The organism is Hungatella sp. SB206, assembly GCF_051132295.1.
Classification (GTDB): Bacteria; Bacillota; Clostridia; order Lachnospirales; family Lachnospiraceae; genus Hungatella; species Hungatella effluvii.
Genome location: NZ_CP096603.1, coordinates 4,806,412 through 4,833,407 on the forward strand (window position 1 = coordinate 4,806,412; position 26,996 = coordinate 4,833,407).

At 50.2% G+C, this 26,996-nt stretch carries 20 protein-coding genes and 1 pseudogene; 3 read left to right on the top strand and 18 right to left on the bottom strand.

Annotated features, from left to right (window positions below; genetic code table 11):
- From M1L66_RS21380 to M1L66_RS21415, 8 genes are all read right to left on the bottom strand, one after another.
- Positions 1 to 1,452 (bottom strand): Sapep family Mn(2+)-dependent dipeptidase, encoded by a 1,452-nt coding sequence (locus M1L66_RS21380; RefSeq protein WP_434688078.1) that lies wholly within the window; start codon positions 1,450 to 1,452, stop codon positions 1 to 3.
- A gap of 28 nt (positions 1,453 to 1,480) precedes the next feature.
- Positions 1,481 to 2,320, bottom strand: a complete 840-nt coding sequence (locus tag M1L66_RS21385) for a carbohydrate ABC transporter permease (protein WP_187018930.1) — start codon at positions 2,318 to 2,320, stop codon at positions 1,481 to 1,483.
- On the bottom strand, positions 2,317 to 3,216 hold the full coding sequence (locus tag M1L66_RS21390) for a carbohydrate ABC transporter permease (RefSeq protein WP_055660730.1): 900 nt from the start codon (positions 3,214 to 3,216) through the stop codon (positions 2,317 to 2,319). The genes M1L66_RS21385 and M1L66_RS21390 overlap by 4 nt, the downstream gene beginning before the upstream one ends.
- 69 nt (positions 3,217 to 3,285) lie before the next feature.
- Positions 3,286 to 4,674 carry an ABC transporter substrate-binding protein gene (locus M1L66_RS21395; protein WP_434688081.1) on the bottom strand — a complete coding sequence of 463 codons (1,389 nt, stop codon included), beginning with the start codon at positions 4,672 to 4,674 and terminating at the stop codon, positions 3,286 to 3,288.
- Between the two features lie 115 nt (positions 4,675 to 4,789).
- On the bottom strand, positions 4,790 to 6,526 hold the full coding sequence (locus tag M1L66_RS21400) for a sensor histidine kinase (RefSeq protein WP_187018924.1): 1,737 nt from the start codon (positions 6,524 to 6,526) through the stop codon (positions 4,790 to 4,792).
- Positions 6,507 to 7,268, bottom strand: coding sequence for a response regulator transcription factor (locus M1L66_RS21405; RefSeq protein WP_187018922.1), 762 nt, complete (start codon positions 7,266 to 7,268; stop codon positions 6,507 to 6,509). The genes M1L66_RS21400 and M1L66_RS21405 overlap by 20 nt, the downstream gene beginning before the upstream one ends.
- Positions 7,269 to 7,513: 245 nt before the next feature.
- A complete protein-coding gene (locus M1L66_RS21410) occupies positions 7,514 to 7,858 on the bottom strand; it encodes a GIY-YIG nuclease family protein (protein ID WP_187018920.1) in 345 nt (114 codons plus the stop codon).
- Between the two features lie 70 nt (positions 7,859 to 7,928).
- The gene (locus tag M1L66_RS21415; protein ID WP_187018918.1) at positions 7,929 to 9,167 is read right to left on the bottom strand and encodes an ROK family protein; all 1,239 of its coding nucleotides are present in this window, start codon (positions 9,165 to 9,167) and stop codon (positions 7,929 to 7,931) included.
- A gap of 241 nt (positions 9,168 to 9,408) precedes the next feature.
- Between M1L66_RS21415 and M1L66_RS21420 the strand changes: the two genes are divergently transcribed.
- Positions 9,409 to 9,789 (top strand): BlaI/MecI/CopY family transcriptional regulator, encoded by a 381-nt coding sequence (locus M1L66_RS21420; RefSeq protein WP_055660737.1) that lies wholly within the window; start codon positions 9,409 to 9,411, stop codon positions 9,787 to 9,789.
- Between the two features lie 3 nt (positions 9,790 to 9,792).
- Positions 9,793 to 11,586, top strand: coding sequence for a BlaR1 family beta-lactam sensor/signal transducer (locus tag M1L66_RS21425; protein ID WP_434688086.1), 1,794 nt, complete (start codon positions 9,793 to 9,795; stop codon positions 11,584 to 11,586).
- An 86-nt stretch (positions 11,587 to 11,672) separates the two neighbouring features.
- Here M1L66_RS21425 and M1L66_RS21430 read toward each other — a convergent pair whose 3' ends face one another.
- Positions 11,673 to 12,029, bottom strand: coding sequence for a hypothetical protein (locus tag M1L66_RS21430; RefSeq protein ID WP_055660741.1), 357 nt, complete (start codon positions 12,027 to 12,029; stop codon positions 11,673 to 11,675).
- 154 nt (positions 12,030 to 12,183) lie between these two features.
- A complete protein-coding gene (locus M1L66_RS21435) occupies positions 12,184 to 14,379 on the bottom strand; it encodes a penicillin-binding transpeptidase domain-containing protein (RefSeq protein ID WP_434688088.1) in 2,196 nt (731 codons plus the stop codon).
- 278 nt (positions 14,380 to 14,657) lie between these two features.
- Between M1L66_RS21435 and M1L66_RS21440 the strand changes: the two genes are divergently transcribed.
- Positions 14,658 to 15,077 carry a hypothetical protein gene (locus tag M1L66_RS21440; RefSeq protein ID WP_187018911.1) on the top strand — a complete coding sequence of 140 codons (420 nt, stop codon included), beginning with the start codon at positions 14,658 to 14,660 and terminating at the stop codon, positions 15,075 to 15,077.
- A gap of 92 nt (positions 15,078 to 15,169) precedes the next feature.
- Here the strand turns inward: M1L66_RS21440 and M1L66_RS21445 are convergent, their stop codons facing one another.
- From M1L66_RS21445 to M1L66_RS21480, 8 genes and pseudogenes are all read right to left on the bottom strand, one after another.
- Positions 15,170 to 16,612: a D-alanyl-D-alanine carboxypeptidase family protein gene (locus M1L66_RS21445; RefSeq protein WP_434688091.1), complete on the bottom strand. Its 1,443-nt coding sequence runs from the start codon at positions 16,610 to 16,612 to the stop codon at positions 15,170 to 15,172.
- A 258-nt stretch (positions 16,613 to 16,870) separates the two neighbouring features.
- Positions 16,871 to 19,273: a family 43 glycosylhydrolase gene (locus M1L66_RS21450; RefSeq protein WP_434688093.1), complete on the bottom strand. Its 2,403-nt coding sequence runs from the start codon at positions 19,271 to 19,273 to the stop codon at positions 16,871 to 16,873.
- Positions 19,274 to 19,288: 15 nt separating this feature from the next.
- Positions 19,289 to 20,272, bottom strand: a complete 984-nt coding sequence (locus M1L66_RS21455; RefSeq protein ID WP_434688095.1) for a LacI family DNA-binding transcriptional regulator — start codon at positions 20,270 to 20,272, stop codon at positions 19,289 to 19,291.
- Between the two features lie 162 nt (positions 20,273 to 20,434).
- Entirely contained in the window at positions 20,435 to 21,937 is a 1,503-nt protein-coding gene (locus M1L66_RS21460; protein WP_434688097.1) for an alpha-N-arabinofuranosidase, read from the bottom strand.
- Between the two features lie 38 nt (positions 21,938 to 21,975).
- Complete coding sequence (locus M1L66_RS21465; protein ID WP_434688099.1) at positions 21,976 to 22,818, bottom strand: carbohydrate ABC transporter permease; 843 nt, start codon at positions 22,816 to 22,818, stop codon at positions 21,976 to 21,978.
- A gap of 10 nt (positions 22,819 to 22,828) precedes the next feature.
- On the bottom strand, positions 22,829 to 23,758 hold the full coding sequence (locus M1L66_RS21470) for a carbohydrate ABC transporter permease (RefSeq protein ID WP_198292966.1): 930 nt from the start codon (positions 23,756 to 23,758) through the stop codon (positions 22,829 to 22,831).
- Positions 23,759 to 23,774: 16 nt separating this feature from the next.
- A pseudogene (locus M1L66_RS21475) lies at positions 23,775 to 25,160 on the bottom strand (ABC transporter substrate-binding protein).
- 664 nt (positions 25,161 to 25,824) lie between these two features.
- The gene (locus M1L66_RS21480; RefSeq protein WP_187018895.1) at positions 25,825 to 26,994 is read right to left on the bottom strand and encodes an ROK family protein; all 1,170 of its coding nucleotides are present in this window, start codon (positions 26,992 to 26,994) and stop codon (positions 25,825 to 25,827) included.
- Positions 26,995 to 26,996: the final 2 nt, after the last annotated feature.

Sequence of the window (26,996 nt, forward strand, 5' to 3'; positions counted from 1 at the left end):
TTAATCCAGTGCAAGCAGGGTGGCAATATAAATGACAACAGCCTCCAAAAGCTGGGAAAAGTCCAGAGACTCGTCAGGCTGGTGACAGTCGCCCGAAGCGCCCGGTCTTTTCGGATCCTGATAGATTCTCTTCGTTTCCATTGACATGCCATACGATACGGCGTTCGGCAGTTTTCTGGCATAGGTTCCCCCACTCATGGTAAACGGCCTGCTGTCCTTTCCAGTTACCGCGCGGTAAGCGCTCATCACCGTTTTCACCGTATCGCTCTCCGGGTCCAGATAATAAGGCTTCTCATCCTTTTTAATGACAGCCTTACAGCCGTAAAGTCCGGCCAGATGCACCAGCCGCTCTCCAATCTCTGCCCCCGCAGCCCCGGTAATCGGATAACGGTGATCCGACTGCATCCATACGTACTTTTTCGATCCGTCCTCTTGATACCGCGCTATGTTCAGCGCTCCGCAAAGCGCTCCTGAAAGCTCATCCTCACACGCAATTCCAGCACCGTTTCCATAGAAATCACCGTTCATCCTGCACAGGAACTGAAACAGCCTTCTGTCTTCTTCCTGAAAGAATTCCAGATCCTGCAGCGCTTCCGTCAGGACATACAGCGCATGGACGCTTCCTTCCGGAAATCCGACATGGCACCCGATTCCAAGCGCCTTCACCTTCACACTCTCCGGTTCTTCCTCCACGGTAATCCTATTCTTTTCCAAATGCTGCAGAGCTTCCATAAGCCCGGCAACCTTTTTGAGCCGGATGTGCGCTTCACCCGGAATAGAATTTACACTGCTCCCGGCGGACAGCCCCAGAATCAGGCTGTCCGGCTCCAGCTGTTTTTCATAAGTAAGATTTAAAATCCCCTTTTCCCCATGTCCCAGCGGAAAGGCACAGTCTGCCACCAGCTGAAAGCCATCCATTTTGTAATGGCTCATAAAGTACTCCATATCCTCCATGCCCCGCTCTTCGCTGCAGCCTGTAAAGAGTACAAAATTATGACGGAGTCCCAGGCGCTCCTCTTCTTCCTTCAGATACCGCAGCGCGTACAGTGCGCCCGCGGCCGGTCCCTTATTGTCCTGGATTCCTCTTCCGATCAGGAAACCGTCTTTCTCGCTCATCTCATAAGCCGGAAAGGTCCAGCCGTCTCCCGCCGCCACTACGTCCAGATGGTTCCATACAGAGATCGCATTCTCCCCATAGACGTAAGGGCGCAGTCCCATTCCGGCAAAGTGATATTCATAGTTGGTCGCTGTTAGGCCGTATGAGACAGCGATCGCCATCATTTCCTCCAAAACCTTTTTGCATTCCTTCCCATACGGATTCTCACCGCTGTCCGGTTCGGAGACGCTTGGGACAGCCACCAGCCGTCTTAAATCTTCTTTTAATTCCTCTTTATGGCCGTATACCCATTCTCTGATCTTCTCTAATTCCTGTTGATTGAACTTACACTCCATCGCTCCGCTCCTTAACATGTCTTCTTCGCTACCCCTTCAGTCCAGCCGTGGACACGCCTTCCACAAATGTCTTCTGCGCAACGGCAAACAGGATCAGACAGGGAAGAATCGCCACGACCGACATGGCCATGATCTGATCCCAGGCATTCTTTCCGGCACTGTCCAGCATCAGCCGCAGTCCCAGGGAAATCGGAAATTTCTTCGTACTGTTGATGTAAATAAGGGGATTGAAATAATCGTTCCAGCTCCATAGTGACTGGAAAATCACGCAGGATACCAGCGCCGGCTTTGCCAGCGGCACGATTAAATAGATCAGGATTCGCAAAGAACCGCAGCCATCCAGCTTTGCCGACTCATCCAGTTCCGTTGGAATTCCCCGTATAAACTGCAGTACCATATAGATCAAAAATGCCGAGCTTCCCAGGGCAGCGGGTACGATAAAAGGCAGGTAGGTATTGAGCCAGCCCATCTTATTGAAAATAAGATATTTGGGAATCATGGTCACAGTACCTGGAAGCATCAGGGTCGACAGCATCATGGCGAACAAAAATCCCTTGAACGGGAAATCAAATCTGGCAAATCCATATCCTACCAAAGTGCTGGATATAACGGTCAGCAGCACGCTGGGTACCACCAGCAGGAACGTATTTTTCATAAAATGTCCCATACTGTATACGCCTCCGCCCGACTTCCAGCCCTCGATATAGGCATTCAGACTTATATGGGCAGGCAGAAGGGCGGAAGAGCCAAAGATTTCAGCGTTCGTTTTAAATGTGGCAAAGAACATCCATACCAGCGGATAAATGAGGATGATTCCCACGGTTATAAGAAACACGTACATCACGCCCCGCCTTATTTTCTTTTTCATCTGGCTCCACCTCCATCGTTGTAAAATACCCATAAGTTGGATGATTTGAAAATCACCAGGGTAACTGTGATCATAATCACAAACAGAATCCAGGATAAGGCACAGGCATACCCCATTTTGTAATACTTAAAGGCTTCATCATACACCTTCAAAATATAAAGATATGTGGACTTCATGGGGCCGCCGTTAGTGATGACAAACGCTCCCGTAAACTCCTGAAATGCGGAGACCAGCTGCATAACCAGATTAAAAAGGATCGTAGGGGTAATCAGGGGGATCGTGACAGACCAGAAGCACCTGACACTGCCTGCTCCGTCCACTCTGGCCGATTCATAAAGCTCGGCAGGTACATTTTTAAGGGCGGATAAGAATACCACCATAGAAGACCCGAACTGCCAGACTGCCAGAAGGCTCAGCGTAAACAGGGCGATCCTGGGGTTACTGAGCCAGCCCACCGGTTTGATGCCGAACCAGGAAAGCATGGTATTGATGGTACCGTTTCCCGAGAACAGGAAGCGCCACAGTACAGCGATTGCCACACTGCCTCCCAGTATGGACGGCAGATAATATACCGTACGGAAGATGCCGATTCCCTTTACCCGCAAATTCAGCAGCATGGCGATAAACAGCGCAAACGCCAGCTTTAGCGGAACTGCTATGGCAACGTAAATGAGTGTAATCTTTAGAGAATGCCAGATTTCTCTGTCCTTCTTAAAAATAGTTATAAAGTTCTCTAATCCGACCCAATTGGGGGTCCCCACCATGGCATAATCCGTGAAGGAATAGTATAGTGATGCCAGGAACGGATAGAGCTGAAGCGCCAGAAAGCCTATGAGCCATGGCGATATGTAAATAAGCCCCTCAATACGGCTTAAGCTTTTTATTTTTTTGCCCATTGCAATTCTCCTTTCGCCGGTAAAGCCGCTGCCGCACGGTTTGCGTTCTTCCGTGCGGCAGCTTATTCTTTACTTTTTAATTCTCTGCAGAACCTCTTCCAGAGCAGTAAAAGTTGACTCTACCGCTTCTTCCGGAGTCGCCATCCCATAGGCAACCTTGGAGAATTCGTCGGTAAGGGTATCTCTTAACTCACTGTTTTGCGACGGACCATTGTCCCTGGCCTGGACATTGCCATAAGCTTCATCCAGAGCATCGATAACCGGCTGTCTCAGCACTCCATTTTCCACAGCTGCTTTTTGCTGGGCCTCCGTGGTCGGGACTGCACGGACAGACCCGAGAATCTTAGCCGCTTCCGGATCATTGAGCTGCCAGTTTAAATACGTCAGCGCAGTATCCGGTACCTTAGAAGAATTGCTCAATCCGACCAGATAGGTGGGACGAATCTGGGAAGACCCCTGCTTTGCTCCTTCGCCTATGGTTGGCCAGAGGATCATAGTCGCCTCATCCTTTCCCTCCAGCAAATCATCGACCTTAGTAAACTCACTGTTCCACACCAGACAGGCAATCTCCTCCCCATTGATCCACTTGGGATTAGGTGTGGAAGAACCGTAATAGAGATCCGCCTCCCCCATAGGCTCGAAAACACCCGATTCATAGGCCTGTTTGATAAGATTATACACATACAGTAAATCTTCTTTGGTAAATGCAATCGTAAAGTCATCATTGATCACCTGACCGCCGGTCCGCTGCTTTATCATCGCCAGCAAAGCATTCAGCACATGTCCATGGTCTGCGGAAAAGAAATAGGCGTCAGGATCCTTCTCATGAAGCTCTTTTCCCAGTTCAATGATCTCTTCCCATGTCAGCTGATGATCTATCTTTAATCCGTATTTTTCAGCAGCCACCGTATTCAGCAGCATACCGGAACACTGAACCCCCATGGGAACAGCCAGCAGCTTCCCGTCAAAAACACAGTACTGGTCCAGGAGTTCTTTACCGATGCTGCTGTAATCCAGAATATCCTGCTGGTAAAGGTCTGTAAAGTAATCTCCTCTGCCGACCCACTCCATCATCCAGGGCGCATCGATATGGAATAAATCCGCCACCGTGCCGCCGGCTAACTGGGTAACTACCTTCTCCTGGTATCCGTCAAAGGCGGAATACTCCGGCTCGATCGTGACCTCCGGATGGAGCTCCTTATAAGCTGCCTGAAGATTCGTATAGGCCTCATGGGTAGCGCTGCCTCCCCACCATTCATACCGGAAAGACACCTCCTGCCCTGCTGCGTCCGTGTTTTCAGCCGCCCCTTTCTCTGTGGCTGGCGCTGCCGTATCCCCCGTTGTCGCCGCCGTCGTCGTATCTGCGGCCTTTTCCGGCTGTGCCGCGCTGCATCCGGTAAGCATCACCATTCCGGCTGTCAGACATAACGCTGTAACCCGTTTCCCCCATCGTTTCATTCCTTTTCCTCCTTTTCATTAGCGTTTCATCTTGGAAATGTTCATAAGAAAAGTATAAATAAATCTCTTTTTTTATACAACCTGTCCAAGTCGAGATAACTACATCATCGATTGACTAATTTAAAGAGAACGTATCATTCTTTGCTGTTTCTACCTCATTTCTTGACATTGGTATCACCAGCATAACCACAGTTCCTTCGCCCTTTCTGCTGGTAATCTTCATCTGGCAGCTTTCTCCATATGCAAGCTGCAGCCTTTTATTCGTATTGAATATTCCGATATGGCTGTCACCCAGCCGTCCTTCTTCCAGCCCTTTTCGCAGACGGGTAAGCTTTTCTTTCTCTATACCGGCTCCATTGTCCACCACATGAATATGCAGTTTTTCCCCCTTCACAAATATCTTTATCCGTATTCTGCCTGTTCCGCCTTCTTTTTCCCTGATCCCATGATTCACCGCATTCTCTAAAAGCGGCTGAAGGACAAACTTTACGACGGGAATTGCAAGCACCTCCTCTTCATAGCTCCATTCCACCAGAAATAATTCGCCATACCGCTCCTTTAAGATCTTGATATAGCATTCCGTTACGTGAATCTCCTGCTCAAGGGTGGCCTGCTCTCTTTCATCCAGCGAATAAACCAGAATCTCGGACAGATCTTCCAGCATATCATTGGCCGCCGTGCGCTTCCCCGTCTGTTCCATGATCTTCCAGTTGACGGTTTCCAGCGTATTATACAGAAAATGAGGATTCATCTGTGACTGCATCGCCAACAGCTCCGTAGCGCGGAGTTTGTATTTCCGCTCCGATAACTGGACCCTTAAGAAATCCTGCTCAATGAAATTCTGTATCATCTGTCTGGTGATGTAAGCGAAATAGTCAGAGGACTCTTTTACTTCATATTCGTGAATATCCTTGCCTTCTCTGGCCGCCTCCATCAGTTCCTGAAGCGTCTCAAAATTACGATAGCTGAGACGGGTGGCCGCATAAGCCAGAAGAATGCCTAAAAACGTAACCAGCAAAATACATACAAAGGTGTATCTGACAATCAGAAGCGGAAGCCTGTAAAATTCAATCTTGGGAATGGCCGACTGGTAAGACCACTGATACCGTTCTGAATCCATGCTATAGACAACAGAATCCTTTCCATGTGCTTCCTCCAGACTGACAGGGCCTGTCTGAAGGAGGACATCTCCGTTCTGGCTGCAGATAAAGACAGACTGGTTGGAAAATACCTTTGCGGAATCCAGCAGTTCTTTCATATACCGTGCATCCAGATTGAGAAGGATCACACCATCGTAGTCCATCATCTGGTATACGGTAATTAAATCCCGGCCTGTGGTTCCCAACCTGCGGCGTTCACTCCAGGTCTTATCTTTATCCTTATGCACCTGATAGCTTTCAAGCCATCCCTCGTCTATCCCGATTCCCAGCATTCCCCCTCTGTTGTTAGACCGGATAAACCGGTTATAGGGGTTGGGATAATAGATATAAATACTGTCTATGTACTGCCTGGCGTTGACCGGGGCATTGATAAACGTTTCTATGGTAGTTAAATCCTGATGCTCCTGGTAGCCGAGGGACTCTGTATTCAATACGTGATAGCATTTATTGATAATCCCCGGGTTAATATCAAAGGCCAGCATCAGGGAATCCAGTTCGCTTAACATCAGCTCCGTACTGTACAGGGTAGACTGCAGAAGCTTCTGGTTCGTCTGATCCAGCTCGGTTTTTAAATAGGAGTATCCCACAGCCGTTCCCACTCCGCCCACCACCGTGATGGAAAGGAGAACCGGGAGAAGGAATTTGATCAGCATATTGTAAAAGTATTTATGCTTATAAAATCTCTGCCTCATGATTTTTTCCTCCATTCGCCTGACTGTCGCGGTACTCTCTGGGACTCATTTGACAGAACAGATGGAACGCGCGGGCAAAGTTTTTTTCATTGGTATATCCAACCATCTCGCTGACCTCCCTGATCCGATAACGGGAGTCCCCAAGAAGCCGCTGGGATTCCTTCATCTTCACCTCCATGACATAATCGGAGAAGTTCTGTCCGCTTTTTTTCTTATACAGCCTGCTTAAATATTGGGCATTCATATTGACGTAATCCGCAGCCTCCTCTAAGCTGGCGGTGCGAACATGGGTCTCTACATACTTCTTTACCAGGGAGATCACATCCTTTCCCATATTCTCTTCCCGGAACTCTTCACGCTTCCGCTTTTCATCCAGCTTTTCCCTGACATGCCCGAACACTTCCCTGATATCACCAAATTTGGTTGGTTTTAAAATATAATCCAGGACCCCATACTGCAGCCCCTTCTTTGCATACTCAAAATCTCTGTGTGCGCTTAAAAACACGCATTCCATGTCATACCCCAGCTCCCGGACCCTTGCGACCAGCTCTATGCCATCCATCACCGGCATACGGATATCGGATAAAAGCACATCCACCGTATGATTCTCCAGATATGCAAGAGCAGCCTTTCCATTGGCTGCGCTTCCCTCCACGATGAACCCCATTTGATCCCATGGAATATAATTGCAAAGTCCATTCAGGGTTGCCCGTTCATCATCTACGATTAATAAACGATACATTTGATATCATACCTCCTCCAATTTTTTCTTTTTCCCCCAGGGAGTGATTTTTCAAACACGCCCTGCTACACCATCATAAACGTTTCTCAGAAAATTCTCAACCTCAAACTCCCGGGCCGGAGATTCCGGTTACAATTCATGGCCCCACTGCGGGCCGTGCATTGTAACAGATTCCGGGCAAAACAAAAGAGACCCCGCAGTTTAGGGTCTCTTCTAAACAACAACCGGCTCTTGTACCAGTTCTTTTATTTCCAGATCTTGACAGCCTTCTTATCCGCCTCCAAGCATTCCTCCCGGAGCAGCTCCAGTTCCTCCGTATGGTCCTCGCATGGGTCTTCATACTTCAGCACCTTAATCACGGACTGCTCAAAGCCTTCCTCCCCATACTCATTCCACAGCTCCTGCAGATGCCGGTTCGGATGGGAAGAGCCCGATAATCTGGCGCAGACGCTGTTGAAAGCGGTTCTCGTATCTCCCGATATTCCCAGAAATGATTCGCCGGTAGCCCTGCATTTCAGAGAAATCACGCCCATCTCCGGATGGCGGTTTTTGTATTCCATAATAAGCTGCTTTTTGCGTTCTGTATTCATGTTTATCACCTCGTATTCCATTGTACCCCATAAAGCCTGCGGGTACAATCTACGCTCCGTAGACTTTGCGTCATTCGTCAGACGGGCTCGCAGGCGCCCCCGCCTGACTCGTTGTCGGGATAAACTGGCCCGGACTGTCGAAAATCCGGTCGATGGCGACGATTGCCGCTCCCGTCAGGATCGGGTCGCCCTGATAGGTGCTGATCGACAGTGTCAGTCCCTCCCACACGTCGGCCAGAATGCCTTCCCGCACGGTTTCACGGATCACGGCTTCCATTCGCTCCGGATCCGGTCTCGCCATATCATCCCCGATGATGATGATATCCGGATTGATGACATTGACAATATTAATAATTCCGATTCCAAGGCTCTCGCAGGCGCGCTGGTAGCAGTCCATACAGAACTGGTCGCCTTCGCGTATGCGCCGTTCCACATCTTCAAAATTGCATCCTGCCCGGCCCGCCTGGTCACCGTATACCGCCTTCACTAATTCCAGGGAAGAGGCATACCGCTCCAGACAGCCCTTATTGCCGCAGGCGCAAGGCTTTCCGTTCCGGTCGATAGTCATGTGACCAATCTCCCCCGAAGTTCCCAGAGCACCCTTATAAATCTTTCCGTCCATCACAATTCCCGCGCCGATTCCCTGACCGGCCGCAATGTAGACCAGAATATCATCGCGGTAGGCGTCCTTTAAGTCCCACATATGGGCATAGGCGCCGGCGTTGGCGTTGTGCTCTAAAAATACGGGGATGTCCAGTTCTCTGTCAAAGAATTTCTTTAAATCAACATCCTTCCAGATATCGGCCCCCGTGATCAGAGCAATTCGGTTTTTCTTCGCTATAAACGGCCCTGGCACCGCCATGCCTGCCGCCAGTATGGTATCCTTTCCGTATTTTTTCATCAGAATACGCATCTCGGCTGCGATCTGGTTCAATATATCTTCCGCATCCGGCTGCTCTTCCGGTTTAAAATCCACTCGTTTCTTCGTTATCTGCGTCCCTGTCAAATCAAACAGGCCGACGCTGTAATGCTTTCTCGCAAGGCGCACGCCGATGACCCGGTAACGGTCCGGATTAATAGATACGCCGATGGAACGGCGGCCCTTGCTTCCATTCAGGAAGCCCACCTCCGTGACGATTCCCCAGTTTAAAAAATCCTTCATAATATTGGTCACGGTCGCCTGTTTCAGCCCTGTCAGGGAAGCCAGATATGCCCTGGAACACATGCCTTCTCTTCTTAAATTTTTTAAAAGGAGAGAACGGTTCATCTCCTGTGTCACGTCCTGGTTAATTCCCCTGTTTTGGACCATGTTGTCTTACCTCGCACCTCTTGTATGATTGGCCGGACAGTCTCCGGCCGGGGCCAGTTTTTCTGCTAACTGTCCGTAGTACCAGCACTAGTATATCATGGTCCTGCCGGATCCGTCAAATGAGAAAACTTTGAGAAAACCATAAGAAAACCCGCTCAAATATTTGATCCCGCCCCCTTTACAGCGGAGTTCCGCTCGCGTATAATATATCTATTACATTTGTAAGAACAGGGAGGTTATCATGAGCAGGCTGCCGCAGATATCAGAAGCCGAATATGAAGTTATGAAAGTCATCTGGAGCAAAGCCCCTATTAGCACCAACGAGGTGACGGACTGCCTTTCAGAGGCTACGGAGTGGAGTCCCAAGACGATCCAGACGCTTCTTAAGCGCCTCGTGCAGAAGGGGGCCATTACATATGAAAAGAAAAGCAGGGTCTTTGTATATACCCCGCTGGTAGCAAAGGAAGACTATTTAAGCCAGGAGAGCGAGCATTTTCTTAATCGGTTCTACAATGGAAATCTGACCTCACTGGTAGCCAATTATATGAAGGACGAACGGATCTCCCAGGAAGAACTGGAAGAGCTTCGCGGCCTCCTATCGCATAGCGGGGAAGGAGAATAGCAGATGGCAGAATCTCTGCTTCTTTATCTGCTGCAAAGCAGTGCCGCCATTGCAGTTTCCGGCGGCATCATAATGTTCATACGAAAAGCGTTTGACCGGTACTTGACAGCGGAAACCCGTTACCGCCTGTGGTTTCTTCTCCTGATCCTTGCGGCCGCGCCGTTCCTGGCTGAAGCATTTCCATGGCTGGGCAGGCTGACTTCCCGCCTTGCCGATCTGTGGATGGCCCCGGCCGGGGATTCGTGGCAGGGCGGGGGCCCGGAGGCTGCCGGTAATATTTTTACAGCCACGGGACTGCTCCATGATTTTTCCGTTTCGGTTAGCCGGGAAATGCCTGGTTATCTGGCATTCGCCCTTCTCTCCCTCTGGATTGGAGGAGCGGTCTTACTTGCAGTCCTCACCCTTATTTCCGCGGTCCGGGTCAATTTTTTAAAGAAGACTGCCCTTCCCGTTCGGGATGCAATCCTGCGGGACATATTTGAGGACTGTAAGAGGCAGCTTGGAATCCGGAGAGACATTCCGCTTCGTTCTTCCTCCCGGCTGCGCTCCCCGGTTACGGCGGGAATCGCCGCGCCTTGTGTGCTGCTTCCGGCATCCCGGCTCTCCGGTCTCTCGGAAGACGAGATCCGCTGCATTCTGCTGCATGAGCTTTTGCATTACAAGCATAAGGATATCATGAGCGGCGTTCTTTTCCGCCTCCTCCTGATTTTTTACTGGTTCCATCCTCTGGTCTGGCTGGCCTTAAAGGAGATGGACAGCGACCGGGAAATTGCCTGCGATACGGCGGTATTGGCGCTTCTTGGTGAAAAAGCGTCCTGTGATTATGGAAATGCCCTGCTTCATTTTGCAGCCAGTCTCTCCCATCTGACCTTTGGGCAGACAGCCGGCATCGGCGGAAGCCGCAAAGAGATCCGGAAGCGGATTCTGCACATTGCCTCCTACCGCCGGGAAACCGGCAACAGACGGTTAAAGAGCCGGCTGCTGTATCTTTTGACCGCAGCGCTGGTGATCTGTACCACGCCGTCCGCCTCCGCTATCGCATTTTCCTCAGACCGCTATCGTGCGGCTCTGCCCCAGGCGTCTTTAGAAGATTTGAGCAGCTATTTCGGAAACTTTGACGGCAGCTTCGTCCTGTATGACAGTTCCGAAAACCGTTATCTGATATCCAATGAGGACGACGCCCGCACAAGGATTTCGCCAAACTCCACCTACAAGATCTACAGCGCCCTGATGGCCCTCGACGCGGGTATCATCACTGCGGAGGAATCTGCCATGGCCTGGAACGGAGAAACTTGTCCCTTCGATTCCTGGAACAGGGACCAGAACTTAAACACCGCCATGACGAACTCCGTCAACTGGTATTTTATGAATCTGGACCGCCAGGGCGGCCAAGACTCGATCAAACGGGAGCTTACCGCCCTCTCCTATGGAAATCTGGACTTTTCAGGAGGCCTCTCCCGGTTCTGGCTGGAATCCTCCTTGAAAATATCTCCTCTGGAACAGGTGAAGCTGCTGGCTGCATTATCCGGCCACACGCTTCCGTACTCGGAGCGTGACATGGAGACCGTTAAGGACGCGCTTTTCCTCTCCTCCGACGGCACATCGTCACTGTACGGAAAAACCGGCACTGGCACAGTCGATGGAAAAAACACCAACGGCTGGTTTATCGGCTTCATAGAATCTAAAAACGGCGCCTTTTCCTTTGCGGTCCATATTAATGGAGACGACGGGGCAACCGGTGCAAAGGCAGGGGATATCGCACTGCGTATCCTGAAAGAGAAGCAGCTTTATGGGTAATAAAAATGTCATCAGACGAAACCACTGCGTTCCCGTCAGATGACATTTTCATTGCTTTAAATTTGGAAAAAACGGTTTAAAACCGCTTATTCGATCGTAACCTTAAACCGACACTTTTCAGCTCCGCTCAAAACCGTTTCGATTATCTCCACCTCTATGTGCTTTTCCGGCATCATATTTTCCAAAACGTATATCATACTCTGTCTGGAGCATTCGCAGAAGGAAGCGTCTTTTCCTCCTGCCAGTGCTTCCTCACATACGCATTTGGGATAACCCATTTCATAAATATGGCCCTTTTCAATTTCTTTTGCAAAGGAATGCTCTGTATCTCCATATTTCTGGCAATATGTATCCATATTGAAGCCGCAGTCCTGAAACCACTGCATCTGAACAGGTAACACGGTATCCTTTACACATTTTATTGCTTTTGTCCTGTAATCCATGATTCTCTCCTCAAATCGAATTTGTTAAAATGCATATATCCACTACAGATAAATACGCGCTATGCCTTCACAATTCTACTATATCCGTGTGTATCTGTCAAATTCAGTGGTACATCATTACAAGGAAATTTCTACCATGGATCCGGTAAGTTCACTACTGCACCGGCGGAATATAAGAATCCAGCACGGCCTTCGCCTTTCTCACTACCAGCCCGCTTCCTCCGGCATTCTTGACATCCTCCACCATACTGACCATGAGTATCGGCGCGCGGTTCGGGCCGTCGGCCGTATAGACTGCAAACCAGCCCAGCTCCGTTCCGGAGGTATCTCCTTTCGACGCTTTTATCTCGGCCGTTCCCGTCTTGCCTGCCAGCGTAATATCCCCCCGCATCGCGGCGTGGCCGGTTCCGTGTTCCGAGCTGATTACCTTTTTCAGCGCGGTATCGATTGTTTCCGCAATCTCAGGAGTACAGGCACCCTTCAGCCATACTTCCGATGCCGGCTCCTTCCTGTACGTAATGTATGGCTTTATGACATCGCCCCGGTTGGGGAACATGGTATAAAGGGCCGCCAGGTGAATCGGATTCATCAGCACCTGCCCCTGACCGTATCCGCTGTCCGCCAGCTGGATTTCCGTCTCGATCCGTTCCGTGTTGGAATACTGGGACTGGGAAACGGATATCTCGAAGGGCAGATCCTGATTGAAGCCCAGGCGGTCGAGCCCGGCCATGAAGTCGTCATACCCGATCTTCAGCGCGGCTTTCGCAAAGTAAATGTTGTCGGAGTAAATATAGGCATTTTCCAGATTGACCGGGCTGTAGTCGTGGAGTGTCGTCACCTGATACTTTCCCCAGCTGGCATCCTTCTGCCAGCTAAGTCCCGCGCGGTCCGTGCCAAAGCTTTCGCCCGGAGTCAGCGCTCCCGTGGAAAGCCCGATGACTCCCGTTATCGGCTTAAATGAGGAGCCGGGCGCAAAGCGCTGTCGGAAACGGTTAAACATCGGCTTTCTCTCATCTTCATTTAACGAGGCCCATTTCTCCTCTGACATGCCGAGTATGAAATCATTGTCGTCATACGACGGCGTATTCACCAGTGCCAGGACCTCCCCCGTGTAAGGATTCATGGCAACCGTGCAGCTCTTGACGTCTTTGAACTTCTCGTAGATGGTCCTCTGAAGGCTGCTGTCTATGGTCAGCGTGATATTGGTGCCGTCTACCCGCGGTATGGCGGCCAGAACCAGCTTTTCCGCGCCCTCGGAGGTGACGATCGAAATCTTTTCTCCGTTCTGTCCCTTCAGTTCTTTTTCATACAGAGTTTCGATTCCGCTTCTCCCTATGACGCTGTCCGATAAGTATCCCTCGCCCGGATGCTTCTCCAAATCCTCAGCCGTCACATTCTGGACATATCCCACCAGATGGGCCGCCGCCTCTCCCAGCGGATAGGATCTCACCGGTGTATCGGTAATCATCACGCCCGGTATGGCCAGAAGCGCGTCCTGGAGCGCCTTATTCTCCACATTATCCTCTCTTGGACTCGCTGACTGGAGATCAAACTCATCTACCTTTTTCAGCGTCTTGACCGGAACCAGGGAGTCTTCCTTCACCCATTTTGCCGCCAGCTTCTTCTCTATACTCTCCACGGAGACACCGAGAAGCTCAGAAAGCCGCTCCAGATCAGGGCTCGTGCCGGAAGTCTCTCCCTCCGTTCCCGCGGTATAACCGGCCATTTTCCCGGGAACAAGGCCCACCAGAGAAGCGTTCCCTTTTCCGGCAAGCAGACCGCCGTCCCGGTCCAGAACCTCCCCTCTCACAGACCGGTCGGTGGAGACACGCACTTTATCGGTGCGGCCCAGATTCGGGAATATAACCTGATCATTCCAGATCATCCGATAGTCGCCCGCCGCCTTTTTCTTCTTCGTTCCCTGGTCCTCAGCCGCCTGCTCCCAGATAAAATCAACCTGATTCAGGAAATTGATCTCGCCGGCGGAGCTGTTGAGCGAAGTCTGGTAGCTGACCGTCTTCAAACCTTCCGTCCGTTCCTCCACACTCTGGATCTCCACGCGAATATCGGCGGCGCCGATTCCCTCATAGATGTTTTTATTTCTCGCTGTAAAGTCCTCCAGACCGATATTCTTCCGGCTCTGTTCGTTCAGCATTCCATACATCGCCTCGTAGTTACCGGTCCTGATATAATCCGTGTACTCCATCAGGAGCTCTTCCGGGGTCTTCTCCTTCTCCGTCTCCCCTCCTCTCCGAAACCAGACCCCCCCTGCCACAATCACCGCAGCTATCAGGATCCCTGCAGCTATACCACCGATCATCAGTCCACGTTTACTTTTTCTACGTCTCATAATATGGTTCCTCTCTTTACAGCTTCGATCTCATACCTTTTCCTGATGATGACATTTCACGCACATTTCCGTCAAATCTCACACCTGCTCCCGCAGACTTCGCATTCTGCACCGAGTTTTTATAAATTATTACATATGTAAGATTTAAAGTCAATATATCATTTCTATTGTTAAGAAAAATGTAACATTTATTTTCCTTCAAAAACTGCGCCGCCATCACTTGACATATCTCCAAAACCGGCATATAATGAACATTGTTCATTTAAGGAGGTATTCACATGAAAATCAAAAAAAATTATCTACTGCTGCTTGCAGGCATTGTCTGGCTCGCAGCCGGCTTTAATATTCTGCGTATCGGGATCATTTCCTATAAAAGCTATGTGACACTGATCAATCTGGCCCTTTCCGCAGCAGTATTTTTCCTTTTCTGGTTTATGGTGTTTGGCAAACTGGTACGCAGGCACACCGACCGGATTGTACGCTATGAGGAAGAGATGCAGTTCATTCTGAAGTTCTTTGACCGCAAGTCCTTCTGCATCATGGCTTTTATGATGACCTTTGGGATCGGCCTGCGCACCTCCGGCCTCTGCCCGGATATCTTTATCGCAGTCTTTTACTCAGGGCTGGGAACCGCTCTGGTTCTGGCGGGCCTCGCATTTACTGGCAACTATATCACACAGGTGGCCAGGAATCGTTAGTCACTGAAAAAACTCCCGCGGCAGTCGCTGGAATTAAGCAAAAAAAGGCTGTACCGTCTCCCGGTTCCCGGGTGAGCGGTACAGCCTTTTTTCTATCTCTTCTTTCGATTATTCCCTTTACTACGGTCTCCCAGACGCTCTTTCAGCAAACGGTCGAATTCCTCTTCCGTCACGCCTTCTTCCCGAAGCCGCCTGCGCCTCTGCTCCCTGCGGAGAGCGCGCTGCTGTTCCTCTTTCTTTCTGGAGTATGACAGATACGCTCCACCGCCGGCAGCGGCGGCAATCACCACCAGTGCGATAATCAGAAAGGGATTGATGGAAAACTTCTTCTTCACCTCCTCTTTCTTGTCATCCGCTTCCGGCTTTGACTCTTCCTGTGTTGCCGGCTCCGTGACCGGTTCCTGCACTTCTTTCTGCGTCAAATAGGCGCCGCCCACCTTCCGTCCGTCGTATGTATACTGTATAAACGCCACGCTTCTCTCCGGATGCTCGTCCGGAAAATCGGTTGTCAGCGTGTGCTCCGTATCTGCAAATACCGCGCCCTCCGGGAGTGTCACCGCTCCGGACGGATCGATCTTAAGATCCACCGGCAGATAACTTTTTCCGGCCACCTCCACGGCTGTCTCGCCTTCGGTATAGGCAGTTTCGTTTTCCGCTACATTAAAATTGGTAAAATGCGCAAATCCATATTCCAGAAGCGCCTTGCTGTCCAGATAATACTGTCCGGGACTCCCCTTCAGAATCACGGAAATCATACGCTTCCCGTCCTTCTCCGCATAGGTAACCAGCGTGTTGCCGGCTTTTAAGAGGTATCCCGTCTTGCCGCCCTTCACCGGCGGATAATAGTACTGGCTTGAAGAGTCATTCGTATTCAGGATCAGCTTATTCTCCGCATAAATCGTCAGGCCATCCGGATTGTTGATCGTAGGCGGAAACGTATGTGTCAGCGCCGCGCTGATTCTGATAATATCCGGCTCTGCAAATGCCGCTCTGGAGATCGCCGCCATGTCTCTGGCCGTCACGTACTGTGTGTCTCCGTTGAGGCCGGAGGGATTATCGAAATGGCTGTCCTTGCATCCCAGCGCCGCGGCCTTGTCGTTCATCATCTTCACGAACGCTTCCTGAGACCCGGCCACATGCTCTGCCAGCGCGTTAGCCGCCTGATTACAGGAATGAACCAGCAAGGAATAGAGGCAGTCCTCCACGGACAGCTTGTCTCCTTCTGCCACATTCAGCTTATTACCGCTGTCGGACTCCACGTTATTGATCGCGCTGCTTGAAAATGTCACCACATCGTCGAGTTTGCTGTGCTCCATCACCAGAAGAGCCGTAAGAAGCTTCGTAATACTGGCTGGCGGGTATGGCGTATCATACGCTTTTCCACCTAAAATGGCGCCGGAATCCATGTCGATGACGACTCCTGCCTCCGCCTGTATATCTGGTCCGGCCGGCCATGCCGGAGCAGCGTAGGCAGTCATGAGAAAACAGTTGCTGATCAGTGTCCAGCAGAGTAATTTCTTCAAAAAACGTTTCATGCTTTGTTCCCCTCAATTATGTATACACGCCCTGTTATTACATTCGTAAGAGCATTTTTTAATTATACACTGGATTATCCGGTGTGTAAACAGACTTCGTAAATTTTAGAATGAACCGGAAAATCCGGGGCCGCAGTACCTTAAGATCCCTCACTTCTCTCCCCCCGGCAAAGAAAAATGCCGGAAAGTCAGCCTCTCGGCCATTTCCGGCATTTCAACTTTGTTTCAATCAACGCTCGATCATTTCACAGAGTGCGACTATATCTTATAGATGTGCGGCTTCAGTTCCATCCGCTTCATGCGCATCTTCATAAGCAAGGCCTGATATTCTTTCTCCTTAGCCAGATTATGAAGCTCATACGGGTCGGCCTCCAGATCGTAAAGTTCCTCCGCATCCCCATGATTATCCACATATTTATACTGCTGCCATACGACTGCTTCCGCCCTCCACGGCGCAAGGTGTCCGTAGGTCTCGGCCAGGAGCGCTGTCCTCCAGCCCGGCCTCTGCTCCGTGAACAGCCGTAATATATCCTCTCCATCCACGGGTGAGCGGAAGGCGCTTCCCGCAGCGCTCACGATAGTAGGAGCCAAATCACAGTTGGTTACCAGCTCCCTGCAGATCCGGTTCTTTGGGAGCACGCCGGGGCAGGCCATCGCAAGCGGAATCCGCAGCACCTCCTCCGGCAAATAAAAGGCTTTGTCAAAATGGCCGCCGTGGCAGGCCAGGGCATCACCGTGATCCGCGGTCCAGATAATCAGCGTATTCTCATCCATCTGAAGCTCCCGCAGCTTCTCAATCACGCTTCCCACAGCCTCGTCCACCATAGTGATCTGGCCGTAGCATCTGGAAAGGAGCATCTGCCATCGGGACCATTCCATGGGATTCGGCCGGATCAGCTCTCTGTCACGGCTCGTTTCCCTTCCCGTATCGAACAGGTAGGATCTTGGCTTTCCTGCCAGATCATCGAAAAAACTCGGATATTCTTCTATGGATTCCGGCGGATAGAGCGCCGCAAATTCTTCTGTCGGGCTGTACGGCTGGTGCGGTCCCCAGAAATCCACCCGCATCATGAACGGAGCCTCCTCCCGTTTCAGCTCCTCCAGCTGGCGGCAGGCCATATCCGCGACATAGTACGCCTCATGGCACTCTTTCGGTCCCTCCAGGATGCCGGAGAGCGCCTCATTCGTGAGATCCCCCGGGAAATCATAGAGATCTCCCTCCTTCACATCATCAATCCAGCCCTTCTCGCACATATTCATTTCCACGCGCATTCTGGCCGGCGGAAGTTCTTTCCGCTTCCGGTACTCTTCGTACTCCGGCTGATGGTATGGATTGGAATAATCCGGGTAGGACACCCCAAGGCAGCCCAGATCCGACGGTTTTCCGGCGCAGGCGTGCCATTTTCCAAAGTAATAATTCCGGTATCCGGCTTCCTTAAGGACATCCACATACGTTTCGTGGCTGTCCCAGGGCGTTTCAAAGGAATTGTCCGTCTGGCCGTGATGGTGGGGATACAGCCCCGTCATCATCGTTTTTCTGGAAGGCATACTGAGAGGCGAGGAGCAGTAGGCGTGTTCAAAGAATACTCCCTCCGCCTTCAGCCGGTCAAAATACGGCGTCTTCACCCTGGAATGACCGTAAAATGCCTGATGGTCCACTACCATCATCAAAATATTGGGGCGCCGGTTCTTCCTAAAATGAAACACCGGCTCCTCATTTTCATCCCACTCCACGGGAAGTGTGTAGGCATGCCGATTCTCATCATACAGAGGATCGCCCAGAATCTCGTCATACTGCCTGGCATGGAATACCATAATATCCGTGAGACCGTCCTCAGATTTCACGAAGGAATTGTGGCCGGGGCCAAATATCCCCTTTTCCACATCGGTCTTCACCACCGGTTCTCTGGATTTTGACCAGTCAGCCGGATCGAGGGGGTTTCCTCCTCTCCGTAAGCGCAGCATTCCCATGCAGTAATCGGCACCCGTCGAGCTGGCCGAATACGTCAGAAACAGCCTGCCGTCTCTCTCTAAGACAGCCGCCCCTTCATTCACCCAGAATCCGCGGCGCTCCCAGTCGTAATCGGGGGCGCTTAAGAGCACCTGCGCCGTCAAAAGCCGGTCCGGCGCCTCCATCTCAGCGATGTATAAATTGGATATCTTTTTGCCTATATTCACCTTTTCCGCCCAAACGCAGTACCATTTTTCCCGGTACGGAAATACCGTCATATCAAGGGAAAAATCCTGAAATGAGAATTTGTCAGGCTCCGGGGTTTCCGCCGCCTTCATCTGTCCCAGTTCCTCCCACTCATCTTCCATCGGGTCTCCCCTGTTTACCAGCACATAAGGGCGGATTTTCCAGATATCGTCCTTCTCTCCGGCAGCAAAATAAATGTACCAGGCGCCGGATATATAATGAATTTCAGGCGCCCATATGTGACAGCTCATCGGTCCGCTGTCGTGTCTGACCCAAAGTGTCTTTTCCTCCGCGCATTTTAAACCGGATATGGTCGCGGCTTTTCTCAGTATAATCCTGTCATATTCAAGGACCGACGCGGTAAAGTAATACGTACCATCTTCATGCTTACAGATGTACGGATCGGCCCTGTTTTCAATCAGCGGAATATTGTATTCCGTTGATGCATAATGATCTCTGTCCATGTCTGTCCTCTCTGTTTACAGAGTCTCTCCCTGGACAAGGCGGTAGCGCTCATAGGTTTCCATGGCAATTTCCCGGCCTTCCATCTCGTCGAACAGAAGCTCCACTGCCCTTTTCGCCACTTCCTCCACCGAATTATAGATGGTGGACAGGCGCGGAGATAAATATTCCAGAAGCTCAATATCATCAAAACCCATGATTCCGTAGTCCTTCGGCGCCCGTTTGCCGCGGGCCTTCAAATACTTCATAATATCCATCGCATAGATATCGCCGGAACAGAAAAATGCAGTCCTGCCGCCTCCCTCTTCCAGAATGGAAGCCGCTTCCTCCCCGTACGATTCCGAGCTTATGATCTGCACCCTCGTGAACCGGCTCCCTATCGCATCCCGAAAGCCCTCCAGACGCTGCTCATGAGTATAGTTGTTCCCTTCCTTAGACTCGCCCAGAGGCGGGCAGACAAACACCACCCGCTCATAGTCGGAATCCAGAATCTTATCCGTCGCTTCCCTTGCCGCCCTCCGCTCATCAATTCCCACAAACGGAATCTCATCCGAAACCTTGTTTCCAATGACGATGAGCGGTGTGTCCAGACTTTTCAGAAACTTATTAAAATGTTCTCCTTTATTTACCGGGGAAAGAATCAGGCCATCCACGTGGTAATCCACCAGCTTTCGGATTAGATCCACCTCTTTTTCCCTGTTCTTTCCATGGAGCGTGATGTTTACACAGTAGCCTCTTGTCTGGGCCTCCGTCTCGATTGCGCTTAACATCTGGGCAAAATACTGGTTCTTGACATCAAATACCACGACGCCGATATACATCGTCTTTCCCTTTACCAGTCCTCTTGCCAGAAGATCCGGCCGATATCCCAGTTCTTCCGCTGTCTTCACGATCCTGTCTTTCGTCTCTTTGCTGATCCTTCCCTGATTGTTCAGGGCCCGGATCACGGTCGTTCTCGAAACCTGACAGATTCTCGCTATATCATTCGTCGTAACACCCATTTTGCACCATGCCTCCGGTTTCTTCATTATTCCCGCGAGCAACGAGCCAAAAGGACACGCTGGCGCGTCCATTTGGCGACTGCCGCGAGGGTCAAATGCCCCGTTGCTTGCAGCGGGGTTTTTGACTTGCGCCGGAATTCTCTGTACCTGTTCCGGCAGCTGTCACTTAACTTTTATTCGTAACACATTCCATGACAGCCTGTCAAGCACAACCGCAACTTTTCCGTCTTTTATGGCAGCGTCATCCTTTTGTTCCGGTCTCACTGGCTGATGGCCCGGTGAATTCACGGCTTCCGGATCGTCCGAAGCAAGAACGCGGTGCTCCAGCACAGCTACCGCCTCATATCCCTGTAAATCCAGTGACACCTCCATCTCCTCCGAAGGAGAACGGTTGATCATAAATACAACCATCTCATCTCCGTTCTCCACCGCGGCCGTATCCAGAAGTGGGATTTCTTTCTTCTCATAAAAAACTGAGTCTGAGGTTACGCGGCAGTCCATGACGTTGCCGTGACCGTAGGCGGCAGTATCCGCAAATGGATAATAGATCGGCTGCAGCCACACCCCGCCGCCCTTTTCCGTCATGATCATCGCGCTGACATTAGTCAAAAGGGACTGGCACGCGATCTTGACGCGGTCCGCATGTTTCAGGATTGCCAGAAGCATTCCTCCAAAGAGCAGAGCGTCCTGAAAGCTGTAAACCATCTCGCTGATCGGCATTGCCTTCTGCCAGGGCCTCTCGTCGCACTCTCTTACCGTCTCCTTTGACGCCCTGGTCCACACGCCCCATTCATCAAAACTGATAGAAAGCTGTCTGGAAGAGCGTTTTTTCGCTTTGATATAATCACAGACTGATGTCACCGTCCGGATGTAATCACTCATCTCATCCGCCTGTGCCAGGAAGCTTTCCACAGGCTTTTCATGGCCGTCAAAATACTGATGCAGGGATATGTAATCCACATACTCATACGTCTCATCCAGCGACTGCGCCTCCCATTCCGGGAATGTGGCCATGGTATTTAAGGAGCTTCCGCAGGAAACCAGTTCCACACCGGGATCCAGGATCTTCATGGCCTTGGCGGTCTCTCTCACCAGCCTTCCATATTCAGAAGCGCCTTTGTGGCCCAGCTGCCATTCCCCGTCCATCTCATTGCCGAGACACCAGGTGCGGACCCGGTACGGTTCTTCCCGCCCGTTCCTTTTCCGCTTTTCGCTGTAAGTGGTGCCCTCCTTAAAATTACAGTATTCCAGGTAATGCAACGCTTCCCGGATACTGCCGGTTCCCAGATTGACCGCCAGCATCGGTGACACCCCGGCCTTTTCACACCATTTCATAAATTCATCGGTTCCGAACTCATTCGTCTCGACTGCCTTCCAGGCCAGTTCCGGCCTGCGCGGCCGCTCCTCCTTCGGGCCGATTCCGTCTTCCCAGTTATAGCAGGAGACGAAATTACCGCCCGGATACCGGATGGTGGTAATGCCGGCGTTTCTAACCGCCTCCAGCACATCCTTTCGGAATCCATCCTCATCAGCCAGCGGGTGATCCGGCTCATAGATTCCGGAATAGACCACCCGGCCCATATGTTCCACAAAGCTTCCATAGATCCGGTCATCAACGGAACCCTTTTTAAACTCTCGATTGATCGTAATTCTGGCTTTCTGCATTGTTTTTTTCTCTCCTCTGTTTCAGCAGCTTAGCAGTACTAGTCCTTCATTCCGCTGGTCGCGACACTGGCGATAAAATATTTCTGGAAAAAGATATAAATGACGAGCAGCGGCAGCACCGACAGAAGAGCACCGGCCAGCTGCGGTCCATAATAAGTGGTCGCGTGTTCTCCCACGAAAAGGGCAAGTCCTGCGGAGAGCGTCCTCATCCTCGTGCTGCTGGTCATCATTAACGGATACAGCAAATCATTCCAGTTCTGCATCAGATGGAAAATAGCCAGAGTCAGTACTCCCGGTATTACCAGCGGGAACATAATCTTTGCAAATATACCGAATTCGCTCATGCCGTCCACTCTTGCCGCTTCCTCCAGATCCTTCGGAAGAGCCGCGAAGTAGGACCGCATCATAAAGATGCCGAATGCCGAGGTGGCCTTCGGCAGAATCAGTCCGCCGTAGGTGTCCAAAAGCCCCAGCAGATTCGATTCCAGAAACAGCGGAATCATCATAACCTGGAATGGTACCATCATGGTAAGCAGCACCAGCATGAACAGGATATCTTTCCCCTTAAAATCCAGCCGCGCGAACGCATAGCCCGTTAATGAGTCAAACAGCACTGCCAGAATCGTTGAACCACCTGCAAATATCACGGTATTTTTAATATATGATGCCATAGGGATTGTCCTAAAAATCCTCTGGAAGGACTTCAGTGTATATTTCGTTCCAAAAACAGTGGGCGGATATCCCAGGATCTCCTTTTCCAGTTTATAGGACCCAACTGCCATCCAGATAAGCGGAAACAGGACAATCACAATCAGGAACACCGTAAATACGATCTTAACCACACTTAAAAGTGTCACACGTCTTCTCTTCTTTTCGTTCATCCCCGGCCTCCTAATTCTGGTTAATAAACATGTTCTTGTACATCGGAAGGGAGACAGCCAGTATCACCACCAGCAGAAGCACAGAAAGGGCGCAGGCGTATCCCAGATTGTAGGGCTGATTAAAACCGGTTTTATAAATATACTGTACCAGCGTCTCGGTCTTAAACTGCGGACCGCCCTGTGTCGTGACGTACACCTGGTCAAACACCTGAAGAGAGCCGATGGTATTGGTAATAAGGCAGAACCCCAGCGTGGGCTTCAAAAGCGGCAGTGTAATCTTAAAGAACTGTGCCGTCTTCCCTGCCCCATCGATCTCCGACGCCTCATAGTAGCTCTGGGATATCCCCTGGATTCCCACTACCAGAATGGACATGGTGTAGCCGAAATTTTTCCACACCGTCATGGCGATCACGGTCGGCATGGCCGTCTTCGCATTTCGGAAAAAGGTGGCGTTATGAATACCGATCTGTTCCAGTAAGTACGGTATGAATCCGATATTGGTATCTAAAAGAATGGACCAGATAATGCCTACCGCCGCCATGGAGCAGACTACCGGCAGGAAGAAGATGGATCTGGCCGCCTTGTTAAAGAGGCTGGTCTTTACCAGCGCATTGGCCGTCAAAAGTCCGATCACAATCTGAAGAGGCACTTCAAACAGGACGAATATAACCGTGTTCAGCAGTGCGTTCCAGAACCGTGTATCCTGAAATGCCGTGATAAAGTTGTGGGCCCCTGTAAAACTGGTGTCCGTAAAGAAGATATTCATGTCAAACAGACTGATTACGAGACATGCCATCAGCGGAATAATCGCAAATACGAACAGTACCAGGATGGAGGGCAGCATAAATAAATATGCTACCCGATCCGGTTTATTCCAGTATTTTCTGCCGAATGAACGTGAAGGGGACTTTCTGGTTTTTATATTATTCAATGAAATCACCTCTATGTACTGCTGTCTACTCAGAAAGCAGCTTGTTGATGCTCTCCGACGCCTTGCTCAGTTCCTCCTGCGGGTCGTTGCCGGCCACTACATTTTCGATCATGGGGAATAAAATGTCGTTATTGACCTGTTTTACAGATTTAATTCCCGGTGCAAAGGAAAATCCAAACTCAGAGATAGAGGACAGCGCATTGACTGTTGCATCCGCTTTGATGTCTGCATCCTCTGCCAGAGACTTTAAATATGGCGGATAGCCGTTGCGCAGGGACCACTCTTTACAAGTCGTGTCTGAATTCCAGTAGGCGATAAAGTCGTAAGCCGCCGCCTTTTCTTCTTCACTGGCCGTGGAGGTGACTCCAAAGCCCTGGACCTCGATGACACCGGCAGCTTCCTTGTCCCCTGCGGGCATTCCCGTAACACCAAAATTGATCTCCGCTTCCTTCAGTCCGCTGATCAGCCATGGACCGCCGCAGTAGATTCCCATCTGTCCGGCAAGCATTAAGTTATCCGTATCGGCTCCTGTAGATCCAACCGGCGCAGCCCCCTGATTGACGAGATTCTGAATATACTGAAGGGTCTTTAAGTTCTCAGGGCTGTCCAGAACAGAACTCTTACCGTCTGCAGAGAAGACGTCACCTCCGTTGGACTTGAACATTGCATCAAAATAGCAGGGCGCGCCGCTGATTGGGAAACCGATTCCATAAAGCTTTCTGGACGGATCAGAGATCTTCAGCGCATACTCGGCCGCCTCTTCCCATGTTGCCGGCGGTGTCTCAGGATCAAGTCCCGCCGCTTCAAACAGGTCTTTATTCCAGTAAAGGAACGTGGAATGAACCTGCATCGGAATCATCATCTGTACCTTCTGACGCGGAGAGTCCCCCTCACCTTCGTTCGGCGGAAAATACTGAAGCGCCTAAAGAGATGCATCACTGAAATTCGAGGCATCCACTCCGGTCTGTTCGAAGAAATCATCAAGCGGCGTCAAAATTCCATTATCCGTATAAGTTGCCGTATCAAAATTACCTCTGATAATAAGGGCGGGCGCTGTCTTGGAAGCGATGGCTGCCGGAAGTTTTTCCTCTAAGCTGCTGGCCGGCATGATATCCATCTCAATCGTAATTCCTCTGGTATTCTCTTTATTATAGCGGTCCACAATCTCCCTCAGCACATCGCCGTCCGTTCCTGTAAATGCATTCCAGAACTGAATGGTGATCGGGCCTGCGGCTTCCGCCTGCTTATCTGTCTCTCCTTCTGCTAAAGCAGCCTGGGTATCCGAGCCTGCCTGGGTATCGGCGGCCGTTGTCGTCTCTTCTTTTCCTGCCATCGGTGACTTCGTATTGCATCCTGCCAGTGAACACGCCATGACTCCGGCCAGCATCGCAGCAACAAATCTTCTTTTCATATAGAACCTCCTGAAATATGGTTGTTTAACAACTGTAATATATAAATTTTAATGAAAAGAAACCTTTACTTTTTTACTTAAATCATTTAGAATGGTACTGAATAAGGTATCCTGACTGTTTATCCGTATGTTTCGCGGCAGACCGATAAACTCTCAGGGTATTTTTTTGCCCTCTCCTTTCTCTTCCTTCACCGGCATTCGTTAATTTTCCCAAATACTCATTCATTTATTTGGTTATATTTCATTAAATTTATTTCTGTTATTTGTAATCGAGGTTTTTGTATATGCACTTTTTATTTGCGTACACGTGTACTCTATGTCGATTATTATATTCCTTGCACAATTTATTGTCAATACCCTTCTTTATTTTTTTCCGCCGTCTGAACTGTTACCATTTTGTATGATTGGCGTAACCTTATAGATAAAACAGAAACACCGCTGATATCCCTCGCCAGTTCCCTACAGTAAAATTCCAACTCAAAAAAACTGGCACAGGATTTTCCTCCTATGCCAGCATTCCATACTATTCGATTGGATTATCAATCAAAGATGCCACCTGAAACTCATGAACATGTCCATCTGCGGAAGTCGTATACGATATGGATATTCTTATGATTGAAAAACTTTTCTCATGCGTGTTCCCCTTTCATGTAAAACCTCATATTTATTCTCCGAAAATATATCTCATTACAATTTCAGACGCGATTCCCCTTAAAATATTCTTCTCTTTTTCTGTGGAACGGTAAAACATAACAGACGAATTCCGCTCTCTGGCATACTGCTCTACCCTGTCATAAAACTCTGGAACCGCCTCAATTAAACTCCCCCCCAACACAACGGCCTCCAGTTCAACCATCCGAAGATAATTCAATATACATTTTGCAAAAATATTCGCCGCCTTATTGATCTGGATAACAGCCAGGGCGTCTTTTGTCCTCACTGCTCTCTGTAAATCCTGAAGTGTCAGATGATCCATCTGACTTTTCATGCTGCTGTCGATGCCCAGTCTCATCTCTTCCACGCACTGAGCCAGGATTGCCGGAACCGATACGTAAGCTTCCACGCAGCCATATTCTCCGCAGGTGCATTTGCGGCCATCCATGTCAATCGTCATGTGAGCGAATCCATCCAGTATGATATTGTGGTTCAGCATTAGTTTCCGGTTGATAACTAATCCTGAGCCGATTCCATTTCCGACTGTCACATAAACCACATTCTGATGTCTTTCAAAGTAATTGGGAAGATAATTTCCCATAAGTGCCGCCCTCGCGTTGCAGTCCAAGTAGACCTTCCGGTTAAATCTGGTCTGAAGCACCTTCACAATTGGAATATTTTTCCATTCTCCGGCTAAAAAATATAACGGCCTCAGCATCTGCCCGTTCGCATAGTCGAGGGGACCGACAGCGGAGAGACCAATCTCTAAAAACAAGTCCTCCGCCAGTCCCAGCCGTTCACAGGCTTCTGAAAAATCCTGTCTGGCAATATCTGCCAGCTGCTCCGGCGTCATGCCCGGAATCAGTCTGTGCTCCTCCATTGTAAGTATATCATTACTGAAATCCACTACCGCACAGTAAAATGTTTCCCGCAATATACAGATTGAAAACACATAAGCATGCCTGCTGTTCATGGACAAAAGCTCACCGGGCCTTCCTTTGCTCCCGTATTCCTCACTGCCGGATACCTCTGCGTATCCATTCTGCACCAGGGCCTCTATCACCCGGTAAAGGGTAGGCGCCTTGTAATGACTCAACTCCAACAGACTCTTTCTTGATACATGCTTCATCGCATAGATGTACCATAAAATTTTCTCTTCCTTTGCACTAAGTTCAGTCATAG

What these genes read in the sequence shown, in the direction of transcription:
- M1L66_RS21380 (WP_434688078.1), bottom strand. Translation starts at nt 1,452, where the DNA reads ATGGAGTGTAAGTTCAATCAACAGGAATTAGAGAAGATCAGAGAATGG.
- M1L66_RS21385 (WP_187018930.1), bottom strand. Translation starts at nt 2,320, where the DNA reads ATGAAAAAGAAAATAAGGCGGGGCGTGATGTACGTGTTTCTTATAACC.
- M1L66_RS21390 (WP_055660730.1), bottom strand. Translation starts at nt 3,216, where the DNA reads ATGGGCAAAAAAATAAAAAGCTTAAGCCGTATTGAGGGGCTTATTTAC.
- M1L66_RS21395 (WP_434688081.1), bottom strand. Translation starts at nt 4,674, where the DNA reads ATGAAACGATGGGGGAAACGGGTTACAGCGTTATGTCTGACAGCCGGA.
- M1L66_RS21400 (WP_187018924.1), bottom strand. Translation starts at nt 6,526, where the DNA reads ATGAGGCAGAGATTTTATAAGCATAAATACTTTTACAATATGCTGATC.
- M1L66_RS21405 (WP_187018922.1), bottom strand. Translation starts at nt 7,268, where the DNA reads ATGTATCGTTTATTAATCGTAGATGATGAACGGGCAACCCTGAATGGA.
- M1L66_RS21410 (WP_187018920.1), bottom strand. Translation starts at nt 7,858, where the DNA reads ATGAATACAGAACGCAAAAAGCAGCTTATTATGGAATACAAAAACCGC.
- M1L66_RS21415 (WP_187018918.1), bottom strand. Translation starts at nt 9,167, where the DNA reads ATGGTCCAAAACAGGGGAATTAACCAGGACGTGACACAGGAGATGAAC.
- M1L66_RS21420 (WP_055660737.1), top strand. Translation starts at nt 9,409, where the DNA reads ATGAGCAGGCTGCCGCAGATATCAGAAGCCGAATATGAAGTTATGAAA.
- M1L66_RS21425 (WP_434688086.1), top strand. Translation starts at nt 9,793, where the DNA reads ATGGCAGAATCTCTGCTTCTTTATCTGCTGCAAAGCAGTGCCGCCATT.
- M1L66_RS21430 (WP_055660741.1), bottom strand. Translation starts at nt 12,029, where the DNA reads ATGGATTACAGGACAAAAGCAATAAAATGTGTAAAGGATACCGTGTTA.
- M1L66_RS21435 (WP_434688088.1), bottom strand. Translation starts at nt 14,379, where the DNA reads ATGAGACGTAGAAAAAGTAAACGTGGACTGATGATCGGTGGTATAGCT.
- M1L66_RS21440 (WP_187018911.1), top strand. Translation starts at nt 14,658, where the DNA reads ATGAAAATCAAAAAAAATTATCTACTGCTGCTTGCAGGCATTGTCTGG.
- M1L66_RS21445 (WP_434688091.1), bottom strand. Translation starts at nt 16,612, where the DNA reads ATGAAACGTTTTTTGAAGAAATTACTCTGCTGGACACTGATCAGCAAC.
- M1L66_RS21450 (WP_434688093.1), bottom strand. Translation starts at nt 19,273, where the DNA reads ATGGACAGAGATCATTATGCATCAACGGAATACAATATTCCGCTGATT.
- M1L66_RS21455 (WP_434688095.1), bottom strand. Translation starts at nt 20,272, where the DNA reads ATGGGTGTTACGACGAATGATATAGCGAGAATCTGTCAGGTTTCGAGA.
- M1L66_RS21460 (WP_434688097.1), bottom strand. Translation starts at nt 21,937, where the DNA reads ATGCAGAAAGCCAGAATTACGATCAATCGAGAGTTTAAAAAGGGTTCC.
- M1L66_RS21465 (WP_434688099.1), bottom strand. Translation starts at nt 22,818, where the DNA reads ATGAACGAAAAGAAGAGAAGACGTGTGACACTTTTAAGTGTGGTTAAG.
- M1L66_RS21480 (WP_187018895.1), bottom strand. Translation starts at nt 26,994, where the DNA reads ATGACTGAACTTAGTGCAAAGGAAGAGAAAATTTTATGGTACATCTAT.